The organism is Actinoplanes oryzae, assembly GCF_030757795.1.
In the GTDB taxonomy this organism is placed as follows: Bacteria; Actinomycetota; Actinomycetes; order Mycobacteriales; family Micromonosporaceae; genus Actinoplanes.
The window spans coordinates 38,369-59,894 of sequence record NZ_JAUQWH010000020.1; the positions used below are offsets into that span (position 1 = coordinate 38,369).

Annotated in this window: 13 protein-coding genes and 1 pseudogene; 9 read left to right on the forward strand and 5 right to left on the reverse strand. The window is 71.7% G+C overall.

All coding sequences use genetic code 11. From position 1 onward, the window contains the following. Window positions 1–13: 13 nt before the first annotated feature. Together RBH18_RS09860 and RBH18_RS09865 are read right to left on the reverse strand one after the other, a co-directional pair. Window positions 14–760, reverse strand: a complete 747-nt coding sequence (locus tag RBH18_RS09860) for an SUKH-3 domain-containing protein (RefSeq protein ID WP_306206008.1) — start codon at window positions 758–760, stop codon at window positions 14–16. Continuing rightward, window positions 757–1,530, reverse strand: a complete 774-nt coding sequence (locus tag RBH18_RS09865; RefSeq protein ID WP_306206010.1) for an SUKH-3 domain-containing protein — start codon at window positions 1,528–1,530, stop codon at window positions 757–759. The genes RBH18_RS09860 and RBH18_RS09865 overlap by 4 nt, the downstream gene beginning before the upstream one ends. Window positions 1,531–1,663: 133 nt before the next feature. Between RBH18_RS09865 and eccB the strand changes: the two genes are divergently transcribed. From eccB to RBH18_RS09880, 3 genes are all read left to right on the forward strand, one after another. After that, complete coding sequence (eccB, locus tag RBH18_RS09870; protein ID WP_306206012.1) at window positions 1,664–3,091, forward strand: type VII secretion protein EccB; 1,428 nt, start codon at window positions 1,664–1,666, stop codon at window positions 3,089–3,091. A 162-nt stretch (window positions 3,092–3,253) separates the two neighbouring features. After that, complete coding sequence (locus RBH18_RS09875) at window positions 3,254–3,577, forward strand: WXG100 family type VII secretion target (protein ID WP_306206054.1); 324 nt, start codon at window positions 3,254–3,256, stop codon at window positions 3,575–3,577. A 13-nt stretch (window positions 3,578–3,590) separates the two neighbouring features. Continuing rightward, window positions 3,591–3,875 (forward strand): WXG100 family type VII secretion target, encoded by a 285-nt coding sequence (locus tag RBH18_RS09880; RefSeq protein ID WP_306206014.1) that lies wholly within the window; start codon window positions 3,591–3,593, stop codon window positions 3,873–3,875. Window positions 3,876–4,160: 285 nt separating this feature from the next. Here RBH18_RS09880 and mycP read toward each other — a convergent pair whose 3' ends face one another. After that, window positions 4,161–5,447, reverse strand: coding sequence for a type VII secretion-associated serine protease mycosin (mycP, locus tag RBH18_RS09885; RefSeq protein ID WP_372338890.1), 1,287 nt, complete (start codon window positions 5,445–5,447; stop codon window positions 4,161–4,163). Between the two features lie 153 nt (window positions 5,448–5,600). Between mycP and RBH18_RS09890 the strand changes: the two genes are divergently transcribed. From RBH18_RS09890 to RBH18_RS44240, 3 genes and pseudogenes are all read left to right on the forward strand, one after another. Next, complete coding sequence (locus tag RBH18_RS09890; RefSeq protein WP_306206016.1) at window positions 5,601–6,008, forward strand: YbaB/EbfC family nucleoid-associated protein; 408 nt, start codon at window positions 5,601–5,603, stop codon at window positions 6,006–6,008. Further along, window positions 6,005–6,343, forward strand: coding sequence for a hypothetical protein (locus RBH18_RS09895; protein ID WP_306206018.1), 339 nt, complete (start codon window positions 6,005–6,007; stop codon window positions 6,341–6,343). The genes RBH18_RS09890 and RBH18_RS09895 overlap by 4 nt, the downstream gene beginning before the upstream one ends. A gap of 16 nt (window positions 6,344–6,359) precedes the next feature. Beyond that, window positions 6,360–10,289, forward strand: a pseudogene (locus tag RBH18_RS44240) (WXG100-like domain-containing protein); the annotation flags it as partial. Between the two features lie 4,755 nt (window positions 10,290–15,044). Here the strand turns inward: RBH18_RS44240 and RBH18_RS44095 are convergent. After that, window positions 15,045–15,845, reverse strand: a complete 801-nt coding sequence (locus RBH18_RS44095) for a TIGR02996 domain-containing protein (protein ID WP_372338892.1) — start codon at window positions 15,843–15,845, stop codon at window positions 15,045–15,047. A gap of 2,432 nt (window positions 15,846–18,277) precedes the next feature. Here RBH18_RS44095 and RBH18_RS09905 point away from each other — a divergent pair. Beyond that, the gene (locus RBH18_RS09905) at window positions 18,278–19,150 is read left to right on the forward strand and encodes a hypothetical protein (protein ID WP_372338891.1); all 873 of its coding nucleotides are present in this window, start codon (window positions 18,278–18,280) and stop codon (window positions 19,148–19,150) included. Window position 19,151: 1 nt separating this feature from the next. On the opposite strand, the gene RBH18_RS09910 is transcribed toward RBH18_RS09905, so the two are convergent. Next, window positions 19,152–19,670 carry a hypothetical protein gene (locus RBH18_RS09910; RefSeq protein ID WP_306206022.1) on the reverse strand — a complete coding sequence of 173 codons (519 nt, stop codon included), beginning with the start codon at window positions 19,668–19,670 and terminating at the stop codon, window positions 19,152–19,154. A gap of 104 nt (window positions 19,671–19,774) precedes the next feature. Between RBH18_RS09910 and RBH18_RS09915 the strand changes: the two genes are divergently transcribed. Next, window positions 19,775–20,563, forward strand: a complete 789-nt coding sequence (locus RBH18_RS09915) for a hypothetical protein (RefSeq protein WP_306206024.1) — start codon at window positions 19,775–19,777, stop codon at window positions 20,561–20,563. After that, window positions 20,563–21,522: a MazG family protein gene (locus RBH18_RS09920; RefSeq protein WP_306206026.1), complete on the forward strand. Its 960-nt coding sequence runs from the start codon at window positions 20,563–20,565 to the stop codon at window positions 21,520–21,522. The genes RBH18_RS09915 and RBH18_RS09920 overlap by 1 nt, the downstream gene beginning before the upstream one ends. Window positions 21,523–21,526 lie beyond the last annotated feature (4 nt).

Genomic DNA, 21,526 nt, shown 5'->3' on the forward strand with positions numbered 1-21,526 from the left:
GTTATCGGGCGTCTCAGTCTTGGTCCGGCTCCGTGAAGCCGTTCATCGCCGACGGGAATCGGCGATTCCGGCAGAGGGTGACCAGCGCCTCGTCCATGCCGTGGCCGAGGAAGAAGTCTCTGGACCAGTGCAGCATGAACACCCGGCCACGCGGGTCCATGACGATCTCGCACGGCCCGTTCTCGTGATCGCCGAGGGGGAAAGCAGGGCCCGCGTAGTCCGCCAGATCCTCGTACTCCTCGACGAAGCCGGAGATCCGGGTCGTGGCGACGCCATCGGGCAGCGGCGAGAAGAGGCTTCTGTACTGGCTCTCGGCGGGTCGGATGACCAGTCCGCCGAATTCGTTGAGCGCCGTGCGGGCGGCCTCCGAGATCGGAAACTCCGCCAGCACCTGGGCATCCCGCTGCAGCCACGCGTCGATGGTCTCGCTGACGTTTCGGCCCGGAAACCAGCCCGCTTTGGTGAGCATGGCGTGGACGTCGGGTGGGAAGCGGTCGGCTTCGGCGTGGGCGGCGGTGTATTGCTCGGCGATGGCCGATGGCGCGATGGAGGGCCAGCGGCTGATGTCGCCGGTTTCGCGGTCGACGACGATCTGGGGGCCGCCGGTCGAGGTCGGGGGGCTGCCGGGTGCGACGGGTTTGGGGGTGCGCCAGGCGACCCAGCCGAGGTCGAACTCGTACAGGCTGATCTCCTGCGGCTCGTCGAAGCCGGCGGAAAGGCGGGCCTGGGCCAGCTCGTGGGCCTCGTCACGGGTGATCATGCCGGTTTTCCTTCCGGGGCTTCGGCGGGCGTGCGGCGCAGGGTCTCGGACCAGCCGCGGCGTCTGATCAGGGCGGTGATGACGGCGTCGAGGCCGGCTGCCACGTGGTGCTGGTGGTCGGGGTGGAGTAGGTAGAGGTTCGCCGCGGGGTCGAGAACGAGCTCGGCCGGTTGCTCGTTGACCTCGCCGCGGGGGACCGGCTCGCTGATGCCGACCGGGAAGACCGGGATGTCGAAGGCCGCTCCCTCGGTGAAGAGCACATCGCCGGGGTGCAGGACGCTCATGGGGCCCAGGCCGATGACTTTCTCCTCCGGGCCGCCGTACTGGGGGAGGGCCAGGCCGCCGAACTCGCGGAGGAGGTCGCGGGCCGCCACGCTGAACACCAGATCGGCGAGGACGGCGTGCCGGCGCGCCCACGCGTCCACCAGGCCCGAGATGTCGCGGCCGGGGTGCCAGCCGGCGTCGAGGAGGAGGTGGGTCACGTCCGGGGGGAAGCGGGTGGTGAGGGCGCGGGCGGCCGAGTACTGGGCGGCGACCAGGGGCGTCGGGGCGACGAGCCAGGGGACCAGGTCCTCGGTGTCGCGGTCGATGACGATCTGGCGGGTGTCCGGGAAGGGCGGCGGGGCCGGGGGCATGCCGCCGGTGGCGCTGTGGTCTCGGCGGATCACCCAGCCGTGCTCGAACTCGAGCACCTTCAGCGGCGGCTCCGGGTCGTCGTGCTGCGCGAGCCAGGTGCGGGCGCGGGCTTCGGCCTCGGTGCGGGCGATCATCCTTTTCCTCCCGTACGGACGGCAGCGCGCGACCGGGGCGGGCAACGGCGCACAGCCGGGATGCCTATCGTAGGCACCGGCGTACCGGGCTGACCTGCCACACCGGCGCGCCGTCACGGGAGGTTCGAGGGGTATGCCGTCACGGCGTGATCAGGTTCAGTCGTACCAGTTCTTCGTGCAGCGGTTGACGTCCGCGCTCGTGGCACGGGAGCCGGACCCGGAGGCGGCGCCGTTCCGCCGGCTCGGGGGCGCCGGGCTGGGCGGCATCATGATCGCGGTGCTCGTGCTCGCCGGCGCCGGCGTCTACGGCATCCTGCGTCCCGGCGGCGCCACCAGCTGGAAGGAGGGCGACGCGGTCATCGTCGAGAAGGAGACGGGTACGCGGTACATCTACCGCAAGAACGAGGACCGTCTCCACCCGGTGGCCAACTTCGCCTCGGCCCTGCTCGCCCTCGGCAGCTCGAGCACCCTGCAGGTCTCGCGGAACTCGCTGACCGGCACGTCCCGGGGCAATGTGATCGGCATCCCGGACGCGCCGGACTCGCTGCCCGATCCCAAGCGCATGCTCGACGGGCCGTGGACGCTCTGCTCGCAGCCCACCCGGGACGAGGCCGGCGATCGGGTCGCCACGACGGTGCTCACGGTCGGGCGGCGGATCGGGGGCGGGCGGGATCCGCAGGACGCGGCGCTGCTGGTGCGGGACGACGCCACCGACGTGCTGTACCTCGTGTGGCACGACCACCGCTACGAGATCGAGGACGAGGACACCGTCGTCGAGGGGCTCACGCTGATCTCCGCGCCCGTGATCGCCGCGGGTGGCGCGTGGCTCAACGCGCTGCCGGCCGGTGAGCCGATCGGGCCGCTCGACGTGGCCGGGCGGGGCGGGGCGTCGTCTGCGGTGCCCGGGGCCGTGATCGGCCGGGTGTACGGGGTGGAGAGCGCGGCGGGCGGCCGCCAGTACTACCTCGCGAAGCGCAGCGCTCTGGTGCCCATCACCGAGCTGCAGGCCAGTGTGCAGCTGGCGGATCCGGCGACCCGGGCGGCGTACAGGAACGCGAAGCCTGTGGTGCAGGGGCTGGCCGCTGACACCGCGGCTGCCGCGCCCAAGGAGGAGGCCGGGGCGGACGGGCAGTACAGGGCGCCGGCGCAGGTGCCCGAGATCGCCCAGCTGACCGGGGATCAGCCGGCGGTCTGCGCCGAGTACGCCCCCGGCGAGGACCAGCCGCGCGTGACCCTGGACGCGCAGGTCGAGCCGATCACCGAGCCGGTGAGCACCGCGGGCCGGACGAGCAACGGCGTGCCGCTGGCCGACCGGGTCGTCGTCGAGCCCGGCTACGGGGTGCTGGTGCGCGCGATGGATTCGCCGGACGCCCCGGCCGGAACCTTGAACCTGGTCACCGACCTCGGCATGCGTTACCCGTTGTCGTCGGACGATGTGCCGAACGTGCTCGGCTACGGCGCGGTGACGGCCGTCGAATTGCCGTCCAGCCTGGTCGTTCGGCTTCCGGCGGGGCCGGCGCTGGATCCCGAAGCGGCGAAAAGTCCGCTTGACGGAGATTGAGGCATTTACCGGTCTGGCGCCTTCCGGGCGGTAGCCGTTACCGTCATTGTCAGGAGGCGGCGCAAGGTCGCTACCAGCACTGTTCCGCGAGGGACGGCGCGAGACCGCCCCGGAGAGACCGGGGCGATCCAGTGAGAACGGGGGTGAACCGTCATGTCGCAGATGCAGTCCGATACCGGCATCATGCAGAAGACCTCGCAGGACGTCGATGGCGTCGCGGATCGGCTGACCAGCCAGCTGAACGGTCTGATGAGCCAGCTGGCGCCGCTCGAGAGCGCCTGGCAGGGTGCCGGCGCCGGGTCCTTCCAGCAGGTGCGCCAGCGCTTCGACCAGGACATGGCCAAGCTCAACGTGGCGCTGCGGGCGGTCGCCGAGGCCGTCGGTTCGGCCGGTAAGGACTACGACGTCAGCGACGAGGAGATCCGCTCCGACATGGAGTCGGCCGGCGCGACCGCCGGGCAGATCACCGCGGCGCTGAAGCTCTGACGGGGGAATTGGCATGATCAAGTACAACTTCCCGCAGCTCAACCAGGCTGCGGACGACTGCGGCAGCGCGACCAAGAACCTCACCGCCGAGCTCGAGGGGCTCCAGTCGGGCCTGCAGGGCATGCTCGGCACCTGGGACGGCGAGGCGAAAGAGGCCTACTACCAGCGGCAGAAGGAGTGGGACGCGGCGGCCAACGACCTGCGCGACCTGCTCGGCCGCATCGAGAAGGCCCTGCGCGAGTCGGCCGAGAAGATGCAGGCCCGCGAGAACGCGAACAAGGCCAAGTTCGGCGGCTGACCCTTCCGGTTCACCACGCGAAGCCCGGCGCCCGTAGGCGCCGGGCTTTCGTTGTGCCGGCCCTCCCGCCCGCCGACGCGCCGCGCGAGCCGACGCACCTGGCGAGCCGACTTACCTCGCGAGCCGACGCACATCGCGCGCTGCTCGGCTCGTCGGCGTGACTCCGCGCGCTGGTCGGCTCTTTGGCGTGACCGCGCGCGCTGTTCGGTGCGTCGGCGTGATCGCGCGGTGCTCGGCTCGTCGGCGTGATCGCGCGCTGTTCGGGCGGATGCCTTCGGGGCGGTCTCAGCTTGTCGGCGCGGTGGGCACGCGGAAGAACACGTCCTCCGGCTCTTCGGTGTCCACGTCCGGCTCCGGTTGCTGCTGCGGGGAGATGCGGGCGGGCCGCCAGCGGCGCTTCCGTCCGTACGGCGTCAGGAGCGCGACAGCCGCAACCAGCGCAACCGCCGCGGCCAGCCCGAGCGCGCCCCACATCGCGACCAGCCCGATCGTCTCCCACCGGTCCGCGCGAGCAGCCCGGGCCGGATCGTCAGGCAGCGCGGGCAGGGCCTGCGGCGCCTGGGCCGGCCGGTCCGTCAGCCGCTCGGTGACCGCCCGGTACGGATCCACCACCCCGCTGCCGTAGCCCTGCGCGGCTCCGCCCCGGGCCGGATCGGCCGTCGCGATCAGGCGTTGCCGCACCTCGTCGGCGTCGAGCCCGGGCTCCGCCGAGCGGATGAGCGCGACGGTGGCGCTGACCATCGGGGTGGCGAAGCTGGTGCCCGTCCACGCCTGGTGCCCGCGGACGCGCGTGGCGGCGACGACCTCGCCACCCGGGGCGACAATGTCCACGTACGACCCGATCTGCGAGATCTTGTCCAGACTGCCGTCATCGTCGATCGCGCCGACGCCGATGACGCCCTCGTAGGCCGCCGGGTACGGCACCGGGTTCCCCTGATCGCGCAGGTTGCCCGCGGCGGCGACCAGCACGGCGTCCTTGGCCTGCGCATATTTGACCGCTGCGGCCACCGCGGGATCGTTTTCGTAGAGCGTCAGCGACATGTTGATCACCTTGGCGCCGCGGTCGGCCGCGAGCCGGATGGCCCGTGCGAAGCCCGCGGGCGAGACGCTCTGACCGGACGCCTTGCCGTCGACGATCTCGCGCTCGGACACGCGGATGGGGAGGATCCGGGCGTCCGGGGCGATCCCTGCGAAGCCCACGCCCTGCACCCGCTGCGCGACGATGATGCTCGCCACCGCGGTGCCGTGGGAGACGCAGTCGATGTCGCCGCCCGCGCTGTTGCTGAGCATGTCGAAGCCGCGGTCCACCTTGCCGGCGAGCTGCGGGTGCGAGCTGTCGGTGCCGGAGTCGAGGACCGCGACTCGCACGCCGGCGCCGGTGCTGAACGGCCACACCCGCTCCGGGGCGAGCCACTGCTGCTGCCAGGGCGTCGCGGTGATCACTTGTCCGGATTCCGACGGGTTCTGACAGGGTGCGGGGGCGCGTCTCGCCGCCGCGGCCGGCCCGGCCCCGCCCGACGTGACAAGGACCGCCGCCGCTGCCCACGCGACCGCCCGCTGACCGAACCGCACCCGCGCCACCTCCCCGTACTCGTCGGCGCCGCAGGCATCGTAACCGGGCGGCCGAGGCTCCCGGGGACCCCGCAAGTCGTCGCCATTCAGTATGGTCGAAGGATCGGATCGCAGGTCGCAGGCCGGGTCCGCGCACCACGGGGGAGGAACGCCATGGATCTGGCGGCGATGCGCGCGCATGCCGACGAGCTGATGACGCGCTTCGAGCGCATGCGCTCCGACGTCGGCGGGCTCCAGCAGAAGCTCAAGGCGGTCAGCGTCACCCAGACGTCCGACGACGGCCTCGTCACGGTCACGGTCGGCCCGCGCGGCCAGGTGATCAAGGTCGACTTCGACTCGCGCATCTACCGGCGGCCCAACTCCAAGGAGCTCTCCGCCACGGTCACCGAGACGATCCGCCGCGCCACCGAGAAGGCGATGAGCGAGGTCGAGGAGCTGTGCCGGCCGTTCATGCCGAACTCGCAGTTCCAGGCGTACATCGAGCATGATCTCGACGGCATCTTCCGGCAGTTCGACGCCGACCTGCCGCAGCCGGACGACACGAAGGGCACCGAGCGATGAGCGACGCGCAGGACACGTTCCTCGACCCCGCCGAGGCCACCGCCGGAGCGAGCCGCCTCACCCACGCGGGCGAGGGCCTGCACAGCAACCTCAGCCGGATCGTGACCCAGATCAACGCCCTCAACGGCGGCGCGCCGTGGGGCACCGACGAGACCGGCACGAAGTTCAACGAGCAGTACCTGGCGGGCGAGGCGCCGGCGAAGCTCGTCCTCGACGCGAGCGTGCAGCTCGTCGAGCGGGTCCGCCAGCTCGGCCCCGACGTGACCGCGGCCGTCGAGGGCACCGTCGAGCAGGACGACCTCGTGGCCAAGTGGTTCGGCGGCGGCGACAAGTAACCGGGGGGCAGGCAGCGTGACGATCTGGAATCCCCGGGAGTCCCTCGGCGAGTACGCCTGGGTCTGGGACGCGGTCTGCTGGCTCAGCGCCGGTGAGGCCTGGCCCGAGGGCGACGAGGACCAGCTGCGCGAGCTGGCCGACCAGTGGCAGCAGTTCAGCGACGCCATCACCGCCGCCCTCAACGAGGCCGACCCGGCCGTCATGCAGATCGCCCAGGCCTGGGGCGGCGGCGCCGGCGGCGCGTTCAACACCCTCTGGAACCAGATCGGCGTCGGCGCGGAAACCGGCCTGCCGCTGCTCGCCTCGTCCGCGTCGGCCCTGTCGGCCTCGGTCAGTTCGACCGCGCAGGAGATCGAGTACGCGAAACTGACCGTCCTGATCGCGGTCATCATCACCGTGATCTCCGTCTTCGTCGCCCTGCTCATGGCCTGGCTCGGCGGCGTCTCCGCGACCGCGATCCCGGGCATCCTGGCTGGCGGCCGCCAGGTCGTCACCATGGCCATGAACCGGCTGCTGATGATGGTCGGCCGCAAGGCCCTCGTGAAGGGCGGCGAGAAGCTCCTCAAGGAGGCCGGCGAGCAGGTCGCGAAGAAGACGCTGAAGGACACGCTCAAGCACGGCGCCAAGCACCTCGGCAAGGAGATGGTCGAGGAGGTCGGCGAGGAGCTGATCATCGACGTGGGCGCCCAGGCGTACCAGATCAACAAGGGCACCCGCGACGGCCTGGACGGCAAACGCACCCTCATGTCCGGCACCGGCGGCGCCATCGGAGCCGTCATCGGCGCCCCGGTCGGCAAGGGCTTCAGCAAGGTCGCCGGCGCCATCCCGACGCCCAAGGTCAACATGAACTTCAAGGGCGCGGGCGCCATCAAGGGCGTCGGCAACTGGGCGGGCAACGCCGTCTCCGCCGGCACGGTCAACGCCGTCGTGTCCCCGGCCTCCAGCGTCCTCACCAACGCCGCCTTCACCGGCCAATGGGAGATGCCGGGCGCGAGCGACTTCCTGGGCGGCTTCACCGGCGGCGCGGGCAGGCCGGCCCTCACCGGCGTCGGCACAGGTACGGGCAACCTCCTCGCCGCCGGCACCAACGGCGCCATCAACCTGGCCGGCAAGGCGGCAACCGCCCTCGCCGGCCCCCCGAGCACGACCGCCCCCATCGTCGGCGACACGAACACGGACACCAGCGTCATCGCGCCCGTCGGCGGTGACTCGTCGGGCTCGTCCTCCTCCTCGTCCTCCTCCTCGGACTCGTCTTCCTCGTCGGGCTCCTCTGCCTCGGGCTCCGACTCTCCGGGCTCCGGGTCGTCCACGTCTTCCGCCGGCTCCTCGGCGGGTGCCGGCGGGCCGGGTCGCGCGCCGGAGGATGGCTCGGACGGTCCCGACGGCTCCGGCCCGCCGTCCGGCGACACCGCCCTGGCCGGCTCCACCGCGACGGCCGAAACCCCGGCCACCGGCGCGCCCGGCGGCGCCAACGGGTCCGACGCCGGCGACACCGTGGCCACCCCGCCACCGCCCGGTACGTCAACGGTGCAGCTCCAAGAGCCGTCGCCGCCCGCCGAGACGCCCTCCACAAGCGACAGCGACACCGAGACTGCCCCAGCCGCGAACGCGCCAGTAGCCAGCGACACCCCCGCGCCGACGCCTGGCGCCTCAGGCCCGGTAGCCGACAGCTCCTCGCCGCCGCCCGGCGGTGACAGCTCGTCTCGAGCCGGGGCTCCGGCAACGGACACTCCAAGCCCGTCTCCTGACTCGTCGTCCTCTTCGCCCTCCCCTTCCTCCTCCTCGAATGCTTCCGCTCCTGGCTCGTCCGCGCCTTCGCCGGGTCTGGTCTCCTCCGAGCCTTCGCCGGGTCTGGTCTCGTCTGCGCCGGACGCCGCCGGGCCGATCACGGACGCCGCTGTCTCGCCCGGCGCCGTGTCCGACACCACCTCGAACCCCTCGACCACCACGCCGACGGTGGTCCCCACCGGCATGCCGGGCTCTCCCGCAACCGTCTCGACCGGGGTGCCGGGGTCTCCCCTCACGGGCGGCTCGCCGAACCTCTCCACCAGCGCCCCGGCAACCGTTTCCCCGACGACGGGCCCGTCCACGACAACCCAAGCCGCGCCGGTCACCAATACCGCTACAGCGACTTCTCCCGCCGGCCCGAACACCACATCAACGACCTCCGGCCCCAGCCCGGCGAACTCCAGCACAACCGCAACGGGCACGAACCCGTCCTCGGCAACCGGGCGCATCAACCCCAACGCCCCCCACCTCGCCGGCGGCCACCCCGATTCCCGCCCGATCGCCACCACCGGCACCGTGCACGTCGCCCCCGCCACCGACCACGGGCCCCTCACCAGCGACGCCCAAGTCGGCACCCCCGATCACGCCGCCCCGGCCGCGCCCGCCCCGACCACCGACACGCCGTCGCCCGACCGCAACGTCCCCGCGTCGTCCGTCGACACCAACGTCGACCCGAACAGCGACCACGACAGCAACCAGGACAACGACGCCCGCACCGACGACCGCGGCACCACCTCGAACGCCGCCGACAATGCCGACACCAACCTGCACTCAGACGACGGCCCGTCAAGCGACGGCGACCGCTCGGACCCGGCCCTGGTAGTCGTACCCGTCAGCACCGGCTCTGCCTCCGCCGCTGTGCCCACGATCGCGGGCGGAGTCGACCCCGACACTTTCGCGAAGTCGAAGGGCGCGACAGTCGCCGACCAGGTCGGGTACCGGCTGAGCCCGGTGCAGCTGAACCCCGACATCGATGTGCACGGGGAAGAAGCGCAGGCAATCCTCATCAACGCCTCTCGGACGCTCGCGCAGAAGACGCTCGAGGGGCTGAAACCAGGCTCGGACCCGAAGGTCAGCAAGAGCAAGACGCCGGGCATGGCCGGGGCGATGCTCACCCCGACGGGTCGGCTCTACACCCACACGAGCATGAGGACGAACAAAGGTGCCGGTAGCGAAGCCCTCAACGTCCATCCGTCATTGAACGAGATACTGGCGGAGATCAAGAAGGCTTACGACGCGAACGACCAGCGCGGAGCCTTCGGCCACGGAAAGTGCGCCGAAGTGGCCCTGGTCTCTGATGCCCTACATGACCTGCAGAAGCTCTACGATGCCGCGCAAGCGGCCACCGACTTCCCCGCCTTCGCGGCTGCCGCCAGGTCATCGGCCGACTTCGCCGGGCCGACCGATGAGGCGTTGCTCGGTCAGTACGAGGTTGCGCAAAGCAAGTCCTTCGACGAGTTCGCGAAGAGCCAGCTGCGCGGCACGCAGATGGTCACGCACCAGATCATCCCGACGACCGATGTCCGGGCAGCCGACCACGGCACCTACGAAGAGCCCTGTGAGACGTGCAGGCAATACCTGCCGACATTCGGCATCGAGCCCGTAACCGACGTCGACCGTCTCCCCGGAGACACGATTCCGCCTGACACCGGCGCGCTGGGCAACGGGCAGCCGCTCAGCGATTCCCGCCCTGTCGGCGACCAGGGCCTCACCCCGCCGGCCGAAGCGGACCAGCAGGCGCTCGACAATGAGGTCCCCCGCACCGCCGACGGCCGCCCCGCGGTACACCCTGACCCACGTACTTCCCAGTGGCCGCAACTGGTCAATGACGGCGGCCCGGACGTGCCCGGGCGCAACACGAACTGCGCCGACGTCGGCCTCTCCGTCCTGTCCACCTGGTACGGCAACCCCCAGGTGTCCGGCGCCATGGCCCAGCCCAACACGACCGAGGCAGCCAGCACGGCACGTCAGGAGCAGTGGCTGGGCTCCGGCTTCGACCACCAGGGTGCCGGGCGTATGGGCCTGGACGCCGTCGCCGACCAGCTGCTCCAAGCCGGCCCCGGCTCCGCCGCCATCATCATCTCGACCTGGTCCGACGGCGGCGTCGCCCACACCTGGAACGCCGTCAACAGCGGCGGCACCGTCGTGTGGATCGACGCCCAGACCCGGCAGGTCAGCGACACAGCGCCGCTCTACGCCGACCGCGTCGCCAACAGCTGGTCCATCACCCTCGACGCCGCCGGCCGCCCCACAAACCCGGCCGCCGTCTCTCCGGCAAGTACCCGCTCAGCCACCGGCGCCACCACCGGCCCTTCCAGCCAAGAACGACTGCCGGCCGATCGCGGTGGTGCCGAGCCGTCTCCCGCCCGGGAGAGCACCACTTATCGGCCTGCCGTGGCACACCTCGAGAGCATCCGCAGCTCCGGCGCGTCCGGTGACGGGCAAAGCGGGGAACCGTCCGGTCCGCCGGCCGCGGATCCTTCCGTGGGAGATGGCGACCCGGGTGGAGATTCGCCCGGACATACCCGCACCGACGGCGGAGAGCAGGATGGCCTTCCGTCCGAAGTCCGCGACGAGGCGGCGGACGGAACCGCCGATGCCGAAGAATTCAACCCGCTGACCGAACGCGGGGATGACTTCGCTTCGCTCAAGACTGACGAGCAGGCTGTACTCGAGACGGGCATCACTTCGGCGCTACTGGACGCCGAGGTCATTCTTGGTGACCTGACGACCCTTGCCGACCAGTTGAATGCCGATCACGGGCCTCTGGGCGCCGATGAGGTCGTCAAGCTGGTGGGCGTCGATCATCGAGTGAAAAGCCTCGAGTCCACGGCTCGCAAATTCAAGGTCGAGCACCGTCCGGTGGGCCAGAGCATGGCAACGGCGCTAGGTGCGATGAACGACGTGGTGCGCTTCTCCCTGAGGGCTCCGGAGCAGGCCTACGGTGCGGTGGTCGCGCAGGCCCTGGAAACTATGCGTGCGCAGGGCTACCAGGTCGGCAAGCCCAAGAACTTCTGGGCGCCGGGTAATCGGTTCTTCGGGCTGAATGTCACCGTTGTCTCGCCGCCCACCCTGCAGTCGCCGACCGGCCGTACCTTTGAACTGCAGTTTCCGACGGAATTCAGCCTGCAGCTCGGCAAACTGACCCACGACCCGTACGAGACTCTCCGGGACGTCGGCAGGACAGCGGTCGAGCGAATTCACGCGTACCTCGACATCCTCGCGACGAACGTCGAGAAGAACGCATCGCAGCACATGCCCACCGGCATGTCCGACCGAGATGTGTTCCCGGCGCCCAAGGACAAGAGTTTGGCCAGCTGGCTGCGGGAGGGTGACAATGACCTTCTGTTCGAGGAATACCGCGACTGGTTGACGCAGCAGGGCGGCACGTTCGCCGAGCAACTTGCCGTGCGCAATCTAGACAGATCGAATGTGCCGGGCCTCGACCCGAGCATTTGGGAGATCGGTGATGGATCCACTGACGTTCCGATACAGCCTGGTGTACGAACCGGGAGATCCGGAGGAGAACCCGATTCGTCCGGGGGAGTCACCGCTCAACCTGATAGCGCGAGCGATCTCACCGGGACCGTTGCTGGCAGTGGCGTGGGACCATCCGACGCAGCAGTGGACCTTCCAGCCACGCACCGCGTTGGCGATGCTTCATCTGCACGCGGATCGGCATCGGACAAGGCGAGTGGATCGTCCGACGGCCGAGCAGCAGGCAGCGGTTTTCGCGACGAAGGAGTTGCCGGGCGAGGCGGAGTTGACGGCGATCTGCGAGGCAGCGCTGGCCGCGGGCTGAATGATCCGGAGGTTCCGAGAGACAGTGGTGAGGTTCCGCTACGCACTGATCTACCGGCGGGGGGATCCGGAGAAGGAGCCGACCAGCGCGGCGGAGGCTCCGACGAATCTGCTGGCCATGACGTCGGACCGGGAGCCGACGCGGTCGGTGGTGTGGCACCACCGGTCTCGGACGTGGCGGCGGGACACGGCGGTGTACGAGGGGATGTGGACGCATCCCGAGCGGTATCGGGCGCGGACCGTGGATCGGGCGACGGCGGAGCGCGAGGTGCTTCGGTTCGCGACGACTCCGCTGCCGAGCGAGGCGGAGCTGATGGCGATCGTCCGGACGGGTCTGCCCGGCTGACCTCGGACGGTACGGAGGGAATTGCGCGTGCCACCGATGAAGTTCCTCTACTTCCTTCTGTACGAGCCGGGGAAGCCGATTTCGGCGACGGAGCCCCTGAACCTGATCGCGGAGGGGGTGTCGACGGGCCCGCTGCCGGCGGTGGCGTGGGATCACGACCTGGCGGAGTGGACGTTCCAGCCGGGCGCGGCGGTGGCGATTCTGCATTTGAACTCGGAGGATCACCGGACGCGGCCGGTGGATCGGGCGACGGCGGAGCGCGAGGTGCTTCGGTTCGCGACGAAGGAGTTGCCCAGCGAGGCGGAGTTGACGGCGATCTGTCAGAGGGCGCTGGGCGCGACGGGCTGAGGGGGGACGGGCCCGCGGGGCCTCCTGCGGAGAGTGGGGGGACGGGCGGCGACGGCGGGGCGGATTTGCGGCGGGCTGCTGCGGGGACGACCTTTGGCGGGGTTTCGCTGGCTGAGGATGTGGGGCGGACCGAACGGGCCGTTGATGCGGCGTTGAGTGGTGGGGTGCTGCCGGCTGGGGCCGTGGTGGATGAGCGCGGTCGCGGTGTGGAGTTGGGCGGGCATCGGGTTCGGTTCGAGTTTGTTTCGCCTGCGGGGCCGGTGGCGCCGGTGGCGACGACGCATGCGGGGGTTGAGGAGACCGTCGTACGGGTGTCGACGGCGGCCGAGCCGGACTTCGTGCGGCGGGCGGTGGCGGCGGCGCTGGCCGAGGCGCAGCAGGTGCAGGTGGAGCGGGCTGCCGGGGTCCGGGTGGATGCGACCCGGGTGCTGTCGGAGGGGTCTCGGGAGGACACGCTCAGCGCCCGGGATGCGGGGCGGGTGGCGGAGCTTGCCGTGCTGGCCTCCGATCTGGAGAGCGAGACCGATCCGGGGCGGCGGGCTCAGCTGGAGGCCGACGCGCACAGTTTGCTGATCACGTCCGGGCTGCTCGAGGGGCCGCGGGACGTGCACGGGCATGAGGGGAACGTTCCGGTCGTCGGGGCGGATGCGGTTGCCGCGCGGCTCGGGCTGGTGGGGCAGCATCCGGCCGTCGTGGGGTTGCTGGCCGGGGTCGGGGGCGCTGCGGCGCGGGAGACCGCCTTGCGAGCGGCGCAGGCGGAGGTACGCGCCACCGCCCGCGACCTGGCTCGGCAGGCCATCGCCGAGCGGGATCGGGCCGATGCGCGGCTGACGGCGTACGTGGACAGCAGTTTGGATGTTGATCCTCAGCACGTGTTCACGCGGCTGGTGATCGGGGGCGGGTGGGCAGCGACGGCCGACTTCGTGACGATGGGCGCGCCGGGGCATGTGGACAGCGGGATGCCGCCGGTGCTCGCGATCGCCGAGCAGACCGAGCCGTGGGCCGGGCGGGCGGATCTCGGGATGGGGCAGGTGCCCGCGGAGCTGGAGCTGCCGGGGCTGCCGTTCCAGCCGGCCGATTTCGCGGAGGACGGGACGGCCTTCACGCCGTCGAGCGTGTTCGCCACCACGATCGGGGCGGCGCGGGCGCTGTCCGGCATGCCGACCTATCACGGGCTCGCCACCTCGGTCGAGTCGCGGGCGAGGAGTGACGGCGCGGGCTGGCCGGAGGGCGCCGAGTACAAGGTGACCGTGGGGGAGCGGACCTTCTGGGCGTCGTCGGTGGACGTGGCCACCGGGCCGGGGCCCGCGCGGGTGCCGTCGCCCGCCACGTCACCCGACGGCCGGTACGCCGACCCCGCCACCGGATACAGCGTCGAGCACGCGGGCGGGGACGTGACGTTCCGTGACCCGGAGGGGACCGTGGTCGGCGAGGCGGAGCTCCCGGCTGCCGCGCGTACGGTGATCGGGGGTGAAAGGCCCTTGCTCGTCGACACCACGGGCACCGTCACCGACACCCGGATCGCGGACGTCGACGGCGACGGGCAGCCGACCGGCTGGACCGTGGACGCGGCGACCGGAGTGGTGTACGACGCCGATGGCCGGCCGAGCGACGCGGCGCCCGCCCCCGTGCGCGCCCGGCTCGGGATCGGCGCGGACGGGCGGTTCACGGATCCGCGTACGGCCCGGCCCTCGGTTGATTTCGGGGGCGCCAACCTCGCGGACGCGTACCGGGAGCATGATGCCGTGCTGGTCTTCGGCGCGGGCGCGTCGGCCGCGTGGGACGTCGAGCAGGCGGCCGCGGGCGGTGCCGGCCCGATCGAGTGGGCCGCGCGGGCGTCGATGACCGACGACATCCGGGCGATCAAGGACGACGCCGACCGGCAGCGGGCGCTGGTCGAGGAGAGCTTCAAGGGCGGCAAGAACAGGCGCAACACCCTGCCGGGCCAGGGAGCCTACGACATCATCGGGCCGCAGCACATCAAGCAGTCGCTGCGCGAACTCTCGTCGGTGCGGCACACCGTGGACGGACGCTTCCTGGTGACCTTCTCGGACGGTGCGCAGAGCTCGTTCGACCGGGTCGTGTTCTCCGTCGGGCTCGCCGGGGAGCTGCCCGGAGGTCCGGCGGCCCTGCTCGACGGCCTCCCGCTGCGCACGGTGGACGGGCCGCCGACCACCGGGCTCCGCGGGCAGCGGGACGTGCTCGGCCTCGGCGACGGGCGCGGGCTGCGGGTGCTGGGTGCGGCGGCTGTCGACCGTACGCTGCAGAGCCGGCTCGCCAACCCCCAGCGCGCCCGGCAGGTGATCGGCGCCCAGGCCAAGGCGCTGCCGGCCGACTCGAACAACATCGCGCCCAGCATCCGCTTCCACGCCCAGCGCATCGCCGAGGCGAACCGGCTCGCCGGGCCGCCGGCCGGCTCAGACGGTTCCCCACAGGGGCCCGCCGTGCCAGGCCCATCCGGCCCGCATCCACGGGAAGGGGCCGAACCGCTCGTTGAGGGCGGCACCGTGCCCGGAGTAGTCGACGTACTTGGGGCCGAGACCGCCGTCGAGGCCGAATCCGGAGCCCCACGGCTGGACGGAGACCCGGTTGCCGCCGAGGTCGAGCCACTGCAGGGCGGGCATCCGCTCCGGCAGGGCGGCGACGAAGGCATCGGCGTCGGTGATGCCGGTCTCGTAGAGGTCGAGATGCCGCAGCCGGCGGAACCGGTCGGAGGCGCCCAGCGCCCGCAGACCGTCGTCGCCGAGCGGGCAGAAGCGCAGGACCAGACTGCTGAGCCGGTCGACCAGCGGGCTGACGGCGAGCCGGCCGGCGAGGGCGGCATCGACGTCGCTCAGGCTGACGTGGCGGACGGGCAGCCGCTCGTACAGGGAAGCGCCGTGCTCGAGGAAGGCCGCGCCGCTCAGCATGACGGCCTCGGGGAAGCCACAGTACGTGGCGAAGCCGTCGAGCAGCTCGCCGTCGACCCCGAACTTCGCCAGCAGCCGCTCGTCGTCCCCGAGACCGGAGTCGCGGAAGTAGGCGAGACCCGGGGCGGGTCGCTCGGGCAGGGTCATCAGGCGGACGTGCTCACGCCGGCTCGCGTCGATCTGCTCCCGGATGAGCAGCGCGTGGCCGGGGTCGGAGCTCTCGACGGCGTCGGCGTAGGCCAGCCGGACGTCGAGGTCATCCGGGGCGGCCAGGACGGCGGCGTACAGCTCGGCGGCGGACAGGCTCATCCCGCGAGCCTAGACACCGCCGGGGTGCTGGCCGAGGCGCGCCGGGCACTGCCTTCCGTCGTACGCGCGGCCGAGGTCACCTCGATCGTCGAACTCAACCGCGACTACTACGAGGTGCACACGGGCGCCGCGACGGCGGTCCGCGTCCGGCTGCGCGTCGGGCCGCTGACCGGCACGGCGCAGACCACCCGGGACAACGACGGCAACTACACGCTCACGGTGTCCGACCGGGCGGACGGCCGGGCGATCCGGTCCGCCCTGGCCCGCGAGATCGCCGGACTCGCGGCGTTGCACAACACCCACGTGTCGGTGCCGGCGGGAGTGCTGTCCGGCGGCGCGGGCGGCCCGATCGACCCCGCGGGGCTGAGCGCGTACGACCGGGGGCGGCTGGCGGAGATCCGGGCGCTGGCCGAGCAGTACGCGGGGGCGGACCGGGACACTCGTACGGCGCTGCGGGCCACCGTGGACGCCCTTGCCGAGCAGCTGGGCCTGCGCGCGGGGGACAGCCCCGACACGCGGGCGCGCTGGAGCCTGGTCCCGCCGGACGTCACCGCGACGCTGAGCAGGCTGAGCACGCCCGCGATCAGCTCGGCGTACGCGCAGCACACCTTCAACTCGCGCTGGGACACCGACGCCGAGCACTACCGGCAGCGCGACTACCGGCTCAAGCTCTTCGACCAGCAGACGATGCAGCCGCTGTCCGACCCGGAGATCGCGGCCAAGCTGCGGGAGCTCGCCGTGGCGGCCGAGCACGACCGGTCCGGCGTGGCCCTCATGCCCGAGCACGCCGGTCAGATCATCAGCCTGCCGAACCACCTGCTCAACCGCATCCACCAGGCCGATCCGCAACTGGCCGCACGCGTGGCGGCCGAGGGCGTCTACGTCGACCTGTCCGGCCGTCCGGAACTCGGGCCGTACTCGGTGACGGGCCTGCCGATGCCCAACTACGCCGACGCGCAGGGCGTGATCGCGTACGACATGAGCACGCCCGAGGGCCGCTACTCCCTGCTGATGGAGGACCGCGCCCGCGTCGAGGCGGCGATCCGGCGCACGCCCGGCGCCCACGTGCCGCCGCACGTCCTGGCCACGCACAGCCTGCAGTACTTCCAGGCCGGCAAGACGATGTTCTACGTCCCGGACGCGCTGACGGCGGCGCTGGCGGAGATGGCGCCCGAACCGGTCCGCTACCAGGAGGGGACGGCGACCTCGGTCACGTCCACGGCGACGACGGCGCTGGCCCACGAGGTCACCATCGCCGCGGCGGACCGGGTCACGGTCGCCACGTCCGGGTACGGCCGGGTGATCGACCCGGCGACCGGGCAGCCCGTGCCGCTCTTCAACGGCCCGCCGACCCGCCACCAGGCGAGGCAGGGCGGGGTCGGCGACTGCGGCATGATCGCCACCATCGGCGCCGTCGCGGGCCACCGGCCGGACCTGCTGAGCCGGATGATCCAGCCCAACCCGGACGGCACCGTCGACGTCGTCTTCCACGAGACGAGCCTGCCGGGGGCGCTCGTGACCCCGACCGGCAGGGAGTTGCGGATCACCGTGACGCCGGATGTGCCGCTGTCGTCGTTCAACACCGCCGAGTCCGCGTACGCCCGGCAGGTCCAGGTCGGCGCGAGCTGGGCCGCCGTGGTCGAGAAGGCGGTCGCCGCCCTCGACCGCACCTGGACCGACGCCCGCCGCGACCAGTGGCAGGACATGTACAACCGGGTCACCAACACCACCGACGTCGCCGCCCCCTCCGGCTACGCCCGGCTGACCTTCGGCAGCTTGCCGTTGTTGCAGGCCGAGCTCCTGTCCCAGCTCACCGGCCTGCCGGCGCGAACTGCCCGGTTCAATCCGACGGCCGGCGTGGAGCCCGCCACCGAGGCCCGGCTCAGCAGCCTGCTCGCCGCCGGCAACCCGGTGATCGTCGGTTCGCGCGGTGCCTATCCCGGCGGGGATCCCTTCGGGCTGGTGCCGGGGCACGCCTATGAGCTGGCGGCCGTCTCCCAGGGCCAGGTGTGGCTGCGTGATCCCTACGATCATCGGCATCCGGATCCCATGACGATCCGGGAGTTCCTCGACAGCGTGAACCAGTCGTTCGCCTATCTGGACGCGCCGGCTCCTCAGCCGTCGCCGCCCGCACCGACTCCGGCCAGGTCTTCTTTTGAGGTGCCGCATACGGCCGGCCGGATCCACACCGACGACTATGTCGCGACCGTCACCTACTACGCCGTCATGTCGGCCGGTGCCGAGGCGGAGGGCCTGACTGTCGTGGCCTCGGACGAGCATGGACCGAAGGTGGGTCGCTGGACGGCTCGCCCGGAGGCGTCCGGAGCGGGTGGTGAACGGCCAGTGACCCGGGAGACGGCGGAACGCATCGCCGCGGAGGTGCTCGGCTTCGTCCTGCCGGACGAGCTGTCACTCCGTGACATGCTGGGCCGGTGACGGGAATGGAAGACGACGTGACGGACGCCCCGCAGCCGCTCGAGATCGGCATGCGGAACGCGGTCGCTGTGCTTCTGCCCAACGGGTGGCAGGTCATGGTCATCTGGTGGCGGGGTGGGCCGGAACCGGTCGCGAAGCTGTCCGCCTGGACGGGCGGCAGCGAGGCCAGGATCGATGCCGTGGTGCCGCTCGGCGGGACGTTCCAGATCGCGGACGAGACGTGGCGACTGGTCGAGATGCAGTCGTCCGACAACATCGATCTGATCGCCCGGATCCGCCGGGTCGAGGCCGGCGATGCCGGTGGCGAGCCCGTCAACAACATCGAGGCGGCGGCCGAGCTGCGGCCCTTCGGTGAGATCGGCTGGGAGCAGATCACGGCGCTCAACGAACAGCTGCCCGAGCCGCTGGTGCCGGATCTCTACCTGCGGTGGCTGCAGCGGAACAACGGCGCTCAGCCCGTCCGGCCGTGCCGGCTGCCCGGCAGGGATTTTCTGCTCACGCCGGAGCGGCCGCTGCTCGGGCTGCACCCGGACTATCCGCCCTTCGATTTTCTGACAGCGCAGCGGCAGTGGCGGGATCCCTATCTGCCGCCGGATCATTTCGTGATTGCGGTGCCGGGTGGTGCGGGCGGTCTGCTGGTGGTGCACTACCGGCTCGAGCTGGAGCTGATCGACTATCTGCCGCCGCAGGCGATGACGGGCCGGCTCGACCCGGAGGAGCGGCGGAAGCTGCTGGTCCCCGCCGCCCCGGGCATCGACCGGTTCCTCGGGTCGCTGCGGGATTACGAGCCGCCCGCGGGCCCTCCCGTCGAGGTGATCATGCCGGGCAGCCCTCGCTACTGGGATCCCGCGACCTTCTTCGACGACTGAGTCAGAGCTGCGCGACCAGCCCCGCGTACGCGTCGCGCACGGCCGTGAGCCGGGTGCGCCGGAAGCGGCCGGGGTCCGCCTGGCCGCCGGCATCCGGTACGGAGTCCGCGCCCTCCGGCACGAACTTGAGCACCTCGTCCATCGCGGCGGCCGCCCGGGTGAGCAGGGCCCGGGCGCGCTCGGTGGCCTCGGGGGAGAGGCCGGCCGGGTCGGCGGGGGCCTGGCTCGCGTACGCGTCGGCCACCGCCAGCCACTCGCCGGCGTCCAGTAGCTCGGACGGCTCCGGGCCGCCGTAGGTGAAACCCGGTCCCGGGGGCGTCGGGTCGGCGGGCAGCCGGAAGGTGACTTCGTGCTTCTTGCCGCACCGGGGGCACGCGTACGTGTAGCGGCTGCCCAGCTCGCCGTCCTCCAGCACCACGACGGCGGTCTCGGGGGCGAAGGCCCGCTCGCCGCAGTCGCAGCCGTGCAGCTCCAGGTAGAGGTGGGCTTCGGCGCTGGTGCGGGCGAGCGGGGTGGGCATGCCGACCACCGTACTAAGCCGGGCTCTCTTCGCGGAAGAAACTCAGCGACGTAGATCACACCCGGGTGCAGACAGTGGACACGTGGCGTGAGAGAGTCATGACCATGCCGCGTGCTCGCCGACTCGTCTCCACCGCCGTTGCCGCCGCTCTCGCCGCCGCCGGGCTGGCCGGGTGTCAGCAGTCGCCCGATGTGGCCGCCTATGTGGGCGGGGGGACCATCACGGAGGACCGGGTCGAGAAGATCTACGACCAGGTCCGGGACGAACTGACCACCGCGCAGGAGCAGGCCCGGGCGGCGGGCGAGGCCAACGGCGCCTCGGCCGAGCCGATCACGCCGGTGACCGTGCCGATCAAGCGGCAGGACGTGCTCAACACGCTGCTGAGCCTCGACGTGCTGCGCCGGGCCGCGCAGGCGCACGGGGTGCAGGCCGCCGCCGAGCCGACCGTCGACCAGGTGGCGCAGGCGCGCAGCTACTCGCCGCAGTGGGAGTACACGCAGCTGTACACCGAGACGTACCGTCTGCGGGCCGCCCTGCAGCCCGCCGTCAGCCCGGCGACGCTGAGCGACGACGATCTCCGCGACGTCTACCAGCGGCTGACCACGGGCGGCGCGGCCGACCCGGGCACCACGTTCGACCAGTTCAAGAGCACGCTCAGCGACGAGAACAAGAAGCTGCTCCAGACGTACGTGTCGCTGCGCAACGAGCTGCAGCAGATCGCCACCGACCAGAAGGTCAAGCTCAACCCGCGGTACGGCGACCAGCAGGTGACGCTGCTCTCCGCCTCCACGCAGAGCGGGGGCGAGGTGCCGCTGGTCGTGGCCACGTTCACCGGGGCGAGCGACGAGGACCCGTACGTCACGGATGTCTCCGCGGTGACTACTGTCGCCTGATGGATCCGTCCGCGCGCATCGTTCTGCTGGTCACCTCGCCGCGCGTGCCGGCCAGGCTGCTCACCGCCCAGGCGTGGGACCTGGTCCGGCAGTGGCCCGTGCTCGCCGCCGCGGAGAGCGACCAGACGGATGCGCTGCGCGCTGCGGGCGTACGCGTCGAAGTCGTCGATTTTGATCCTGAGCGGCTCGTGGCGCTGCTGGGCCAGCACGCCACCGTGGTCTGGCTCGCCGGTGCGTCCGGTGACGAGGACTTCGCCCGGCGGCTCGGGATGCGGCTGGCCCGGGAGCCCGGGCTGGCGGAGCTGGAGCTCTTCTACGGGTCGTGGGATCCGCCCGGCGCCCGGCTGCTCGACGCGGTCGCGGTGATCGACCGGCTCGTCTCGCCCGGCGGCGACCCGTGGAAGCGGCAGCAGACACACCAGACGCTCGCCAAGTACCTCATCGAGGAGAGCTACGAGGCGTACGACGCGATGGTCGACGGCGACCTCGATGCGCTGCGCGAGGAGCTGGGTGACGTGCTGCTGCAGGTCGTGCTGCACTCCCGGCTGGCCGAGGAGCTGCCGGAGGACCAGCGCTGGACCGTCGACGACGTCGCCGGCGGCATGGTCGAGAAGATGGTCCGGCGCAACCCGCACGTCTTCGCGGGCGAGGCGGTCGACGGCGTCGAGCAGATCATCGACAACTGGGAGCGGATCAAGCGCGAGGAGAAGGCGCGCACCTCGGTCCTGGAGGGCATCGCGCTCTCGCAGCCGGCCCTCGCCCTCGCGGCGAAGATCCTGCAGCGGGCGTCGCGCGCCGGTCTGACCGTACCGTTGCCGGCCGGCGACGGCCTCGGCGCCGAGCTGCTGCGGCTCGTCGCGCGGGCCGCCCCGGAGGACGCCGAGGCCGCGCTGCGGGCGGCCGCCCTGCAATACGCCGATGACGTGCGCGACGCGGAAAGTGTCGGACCCGGCGAGTAGATTT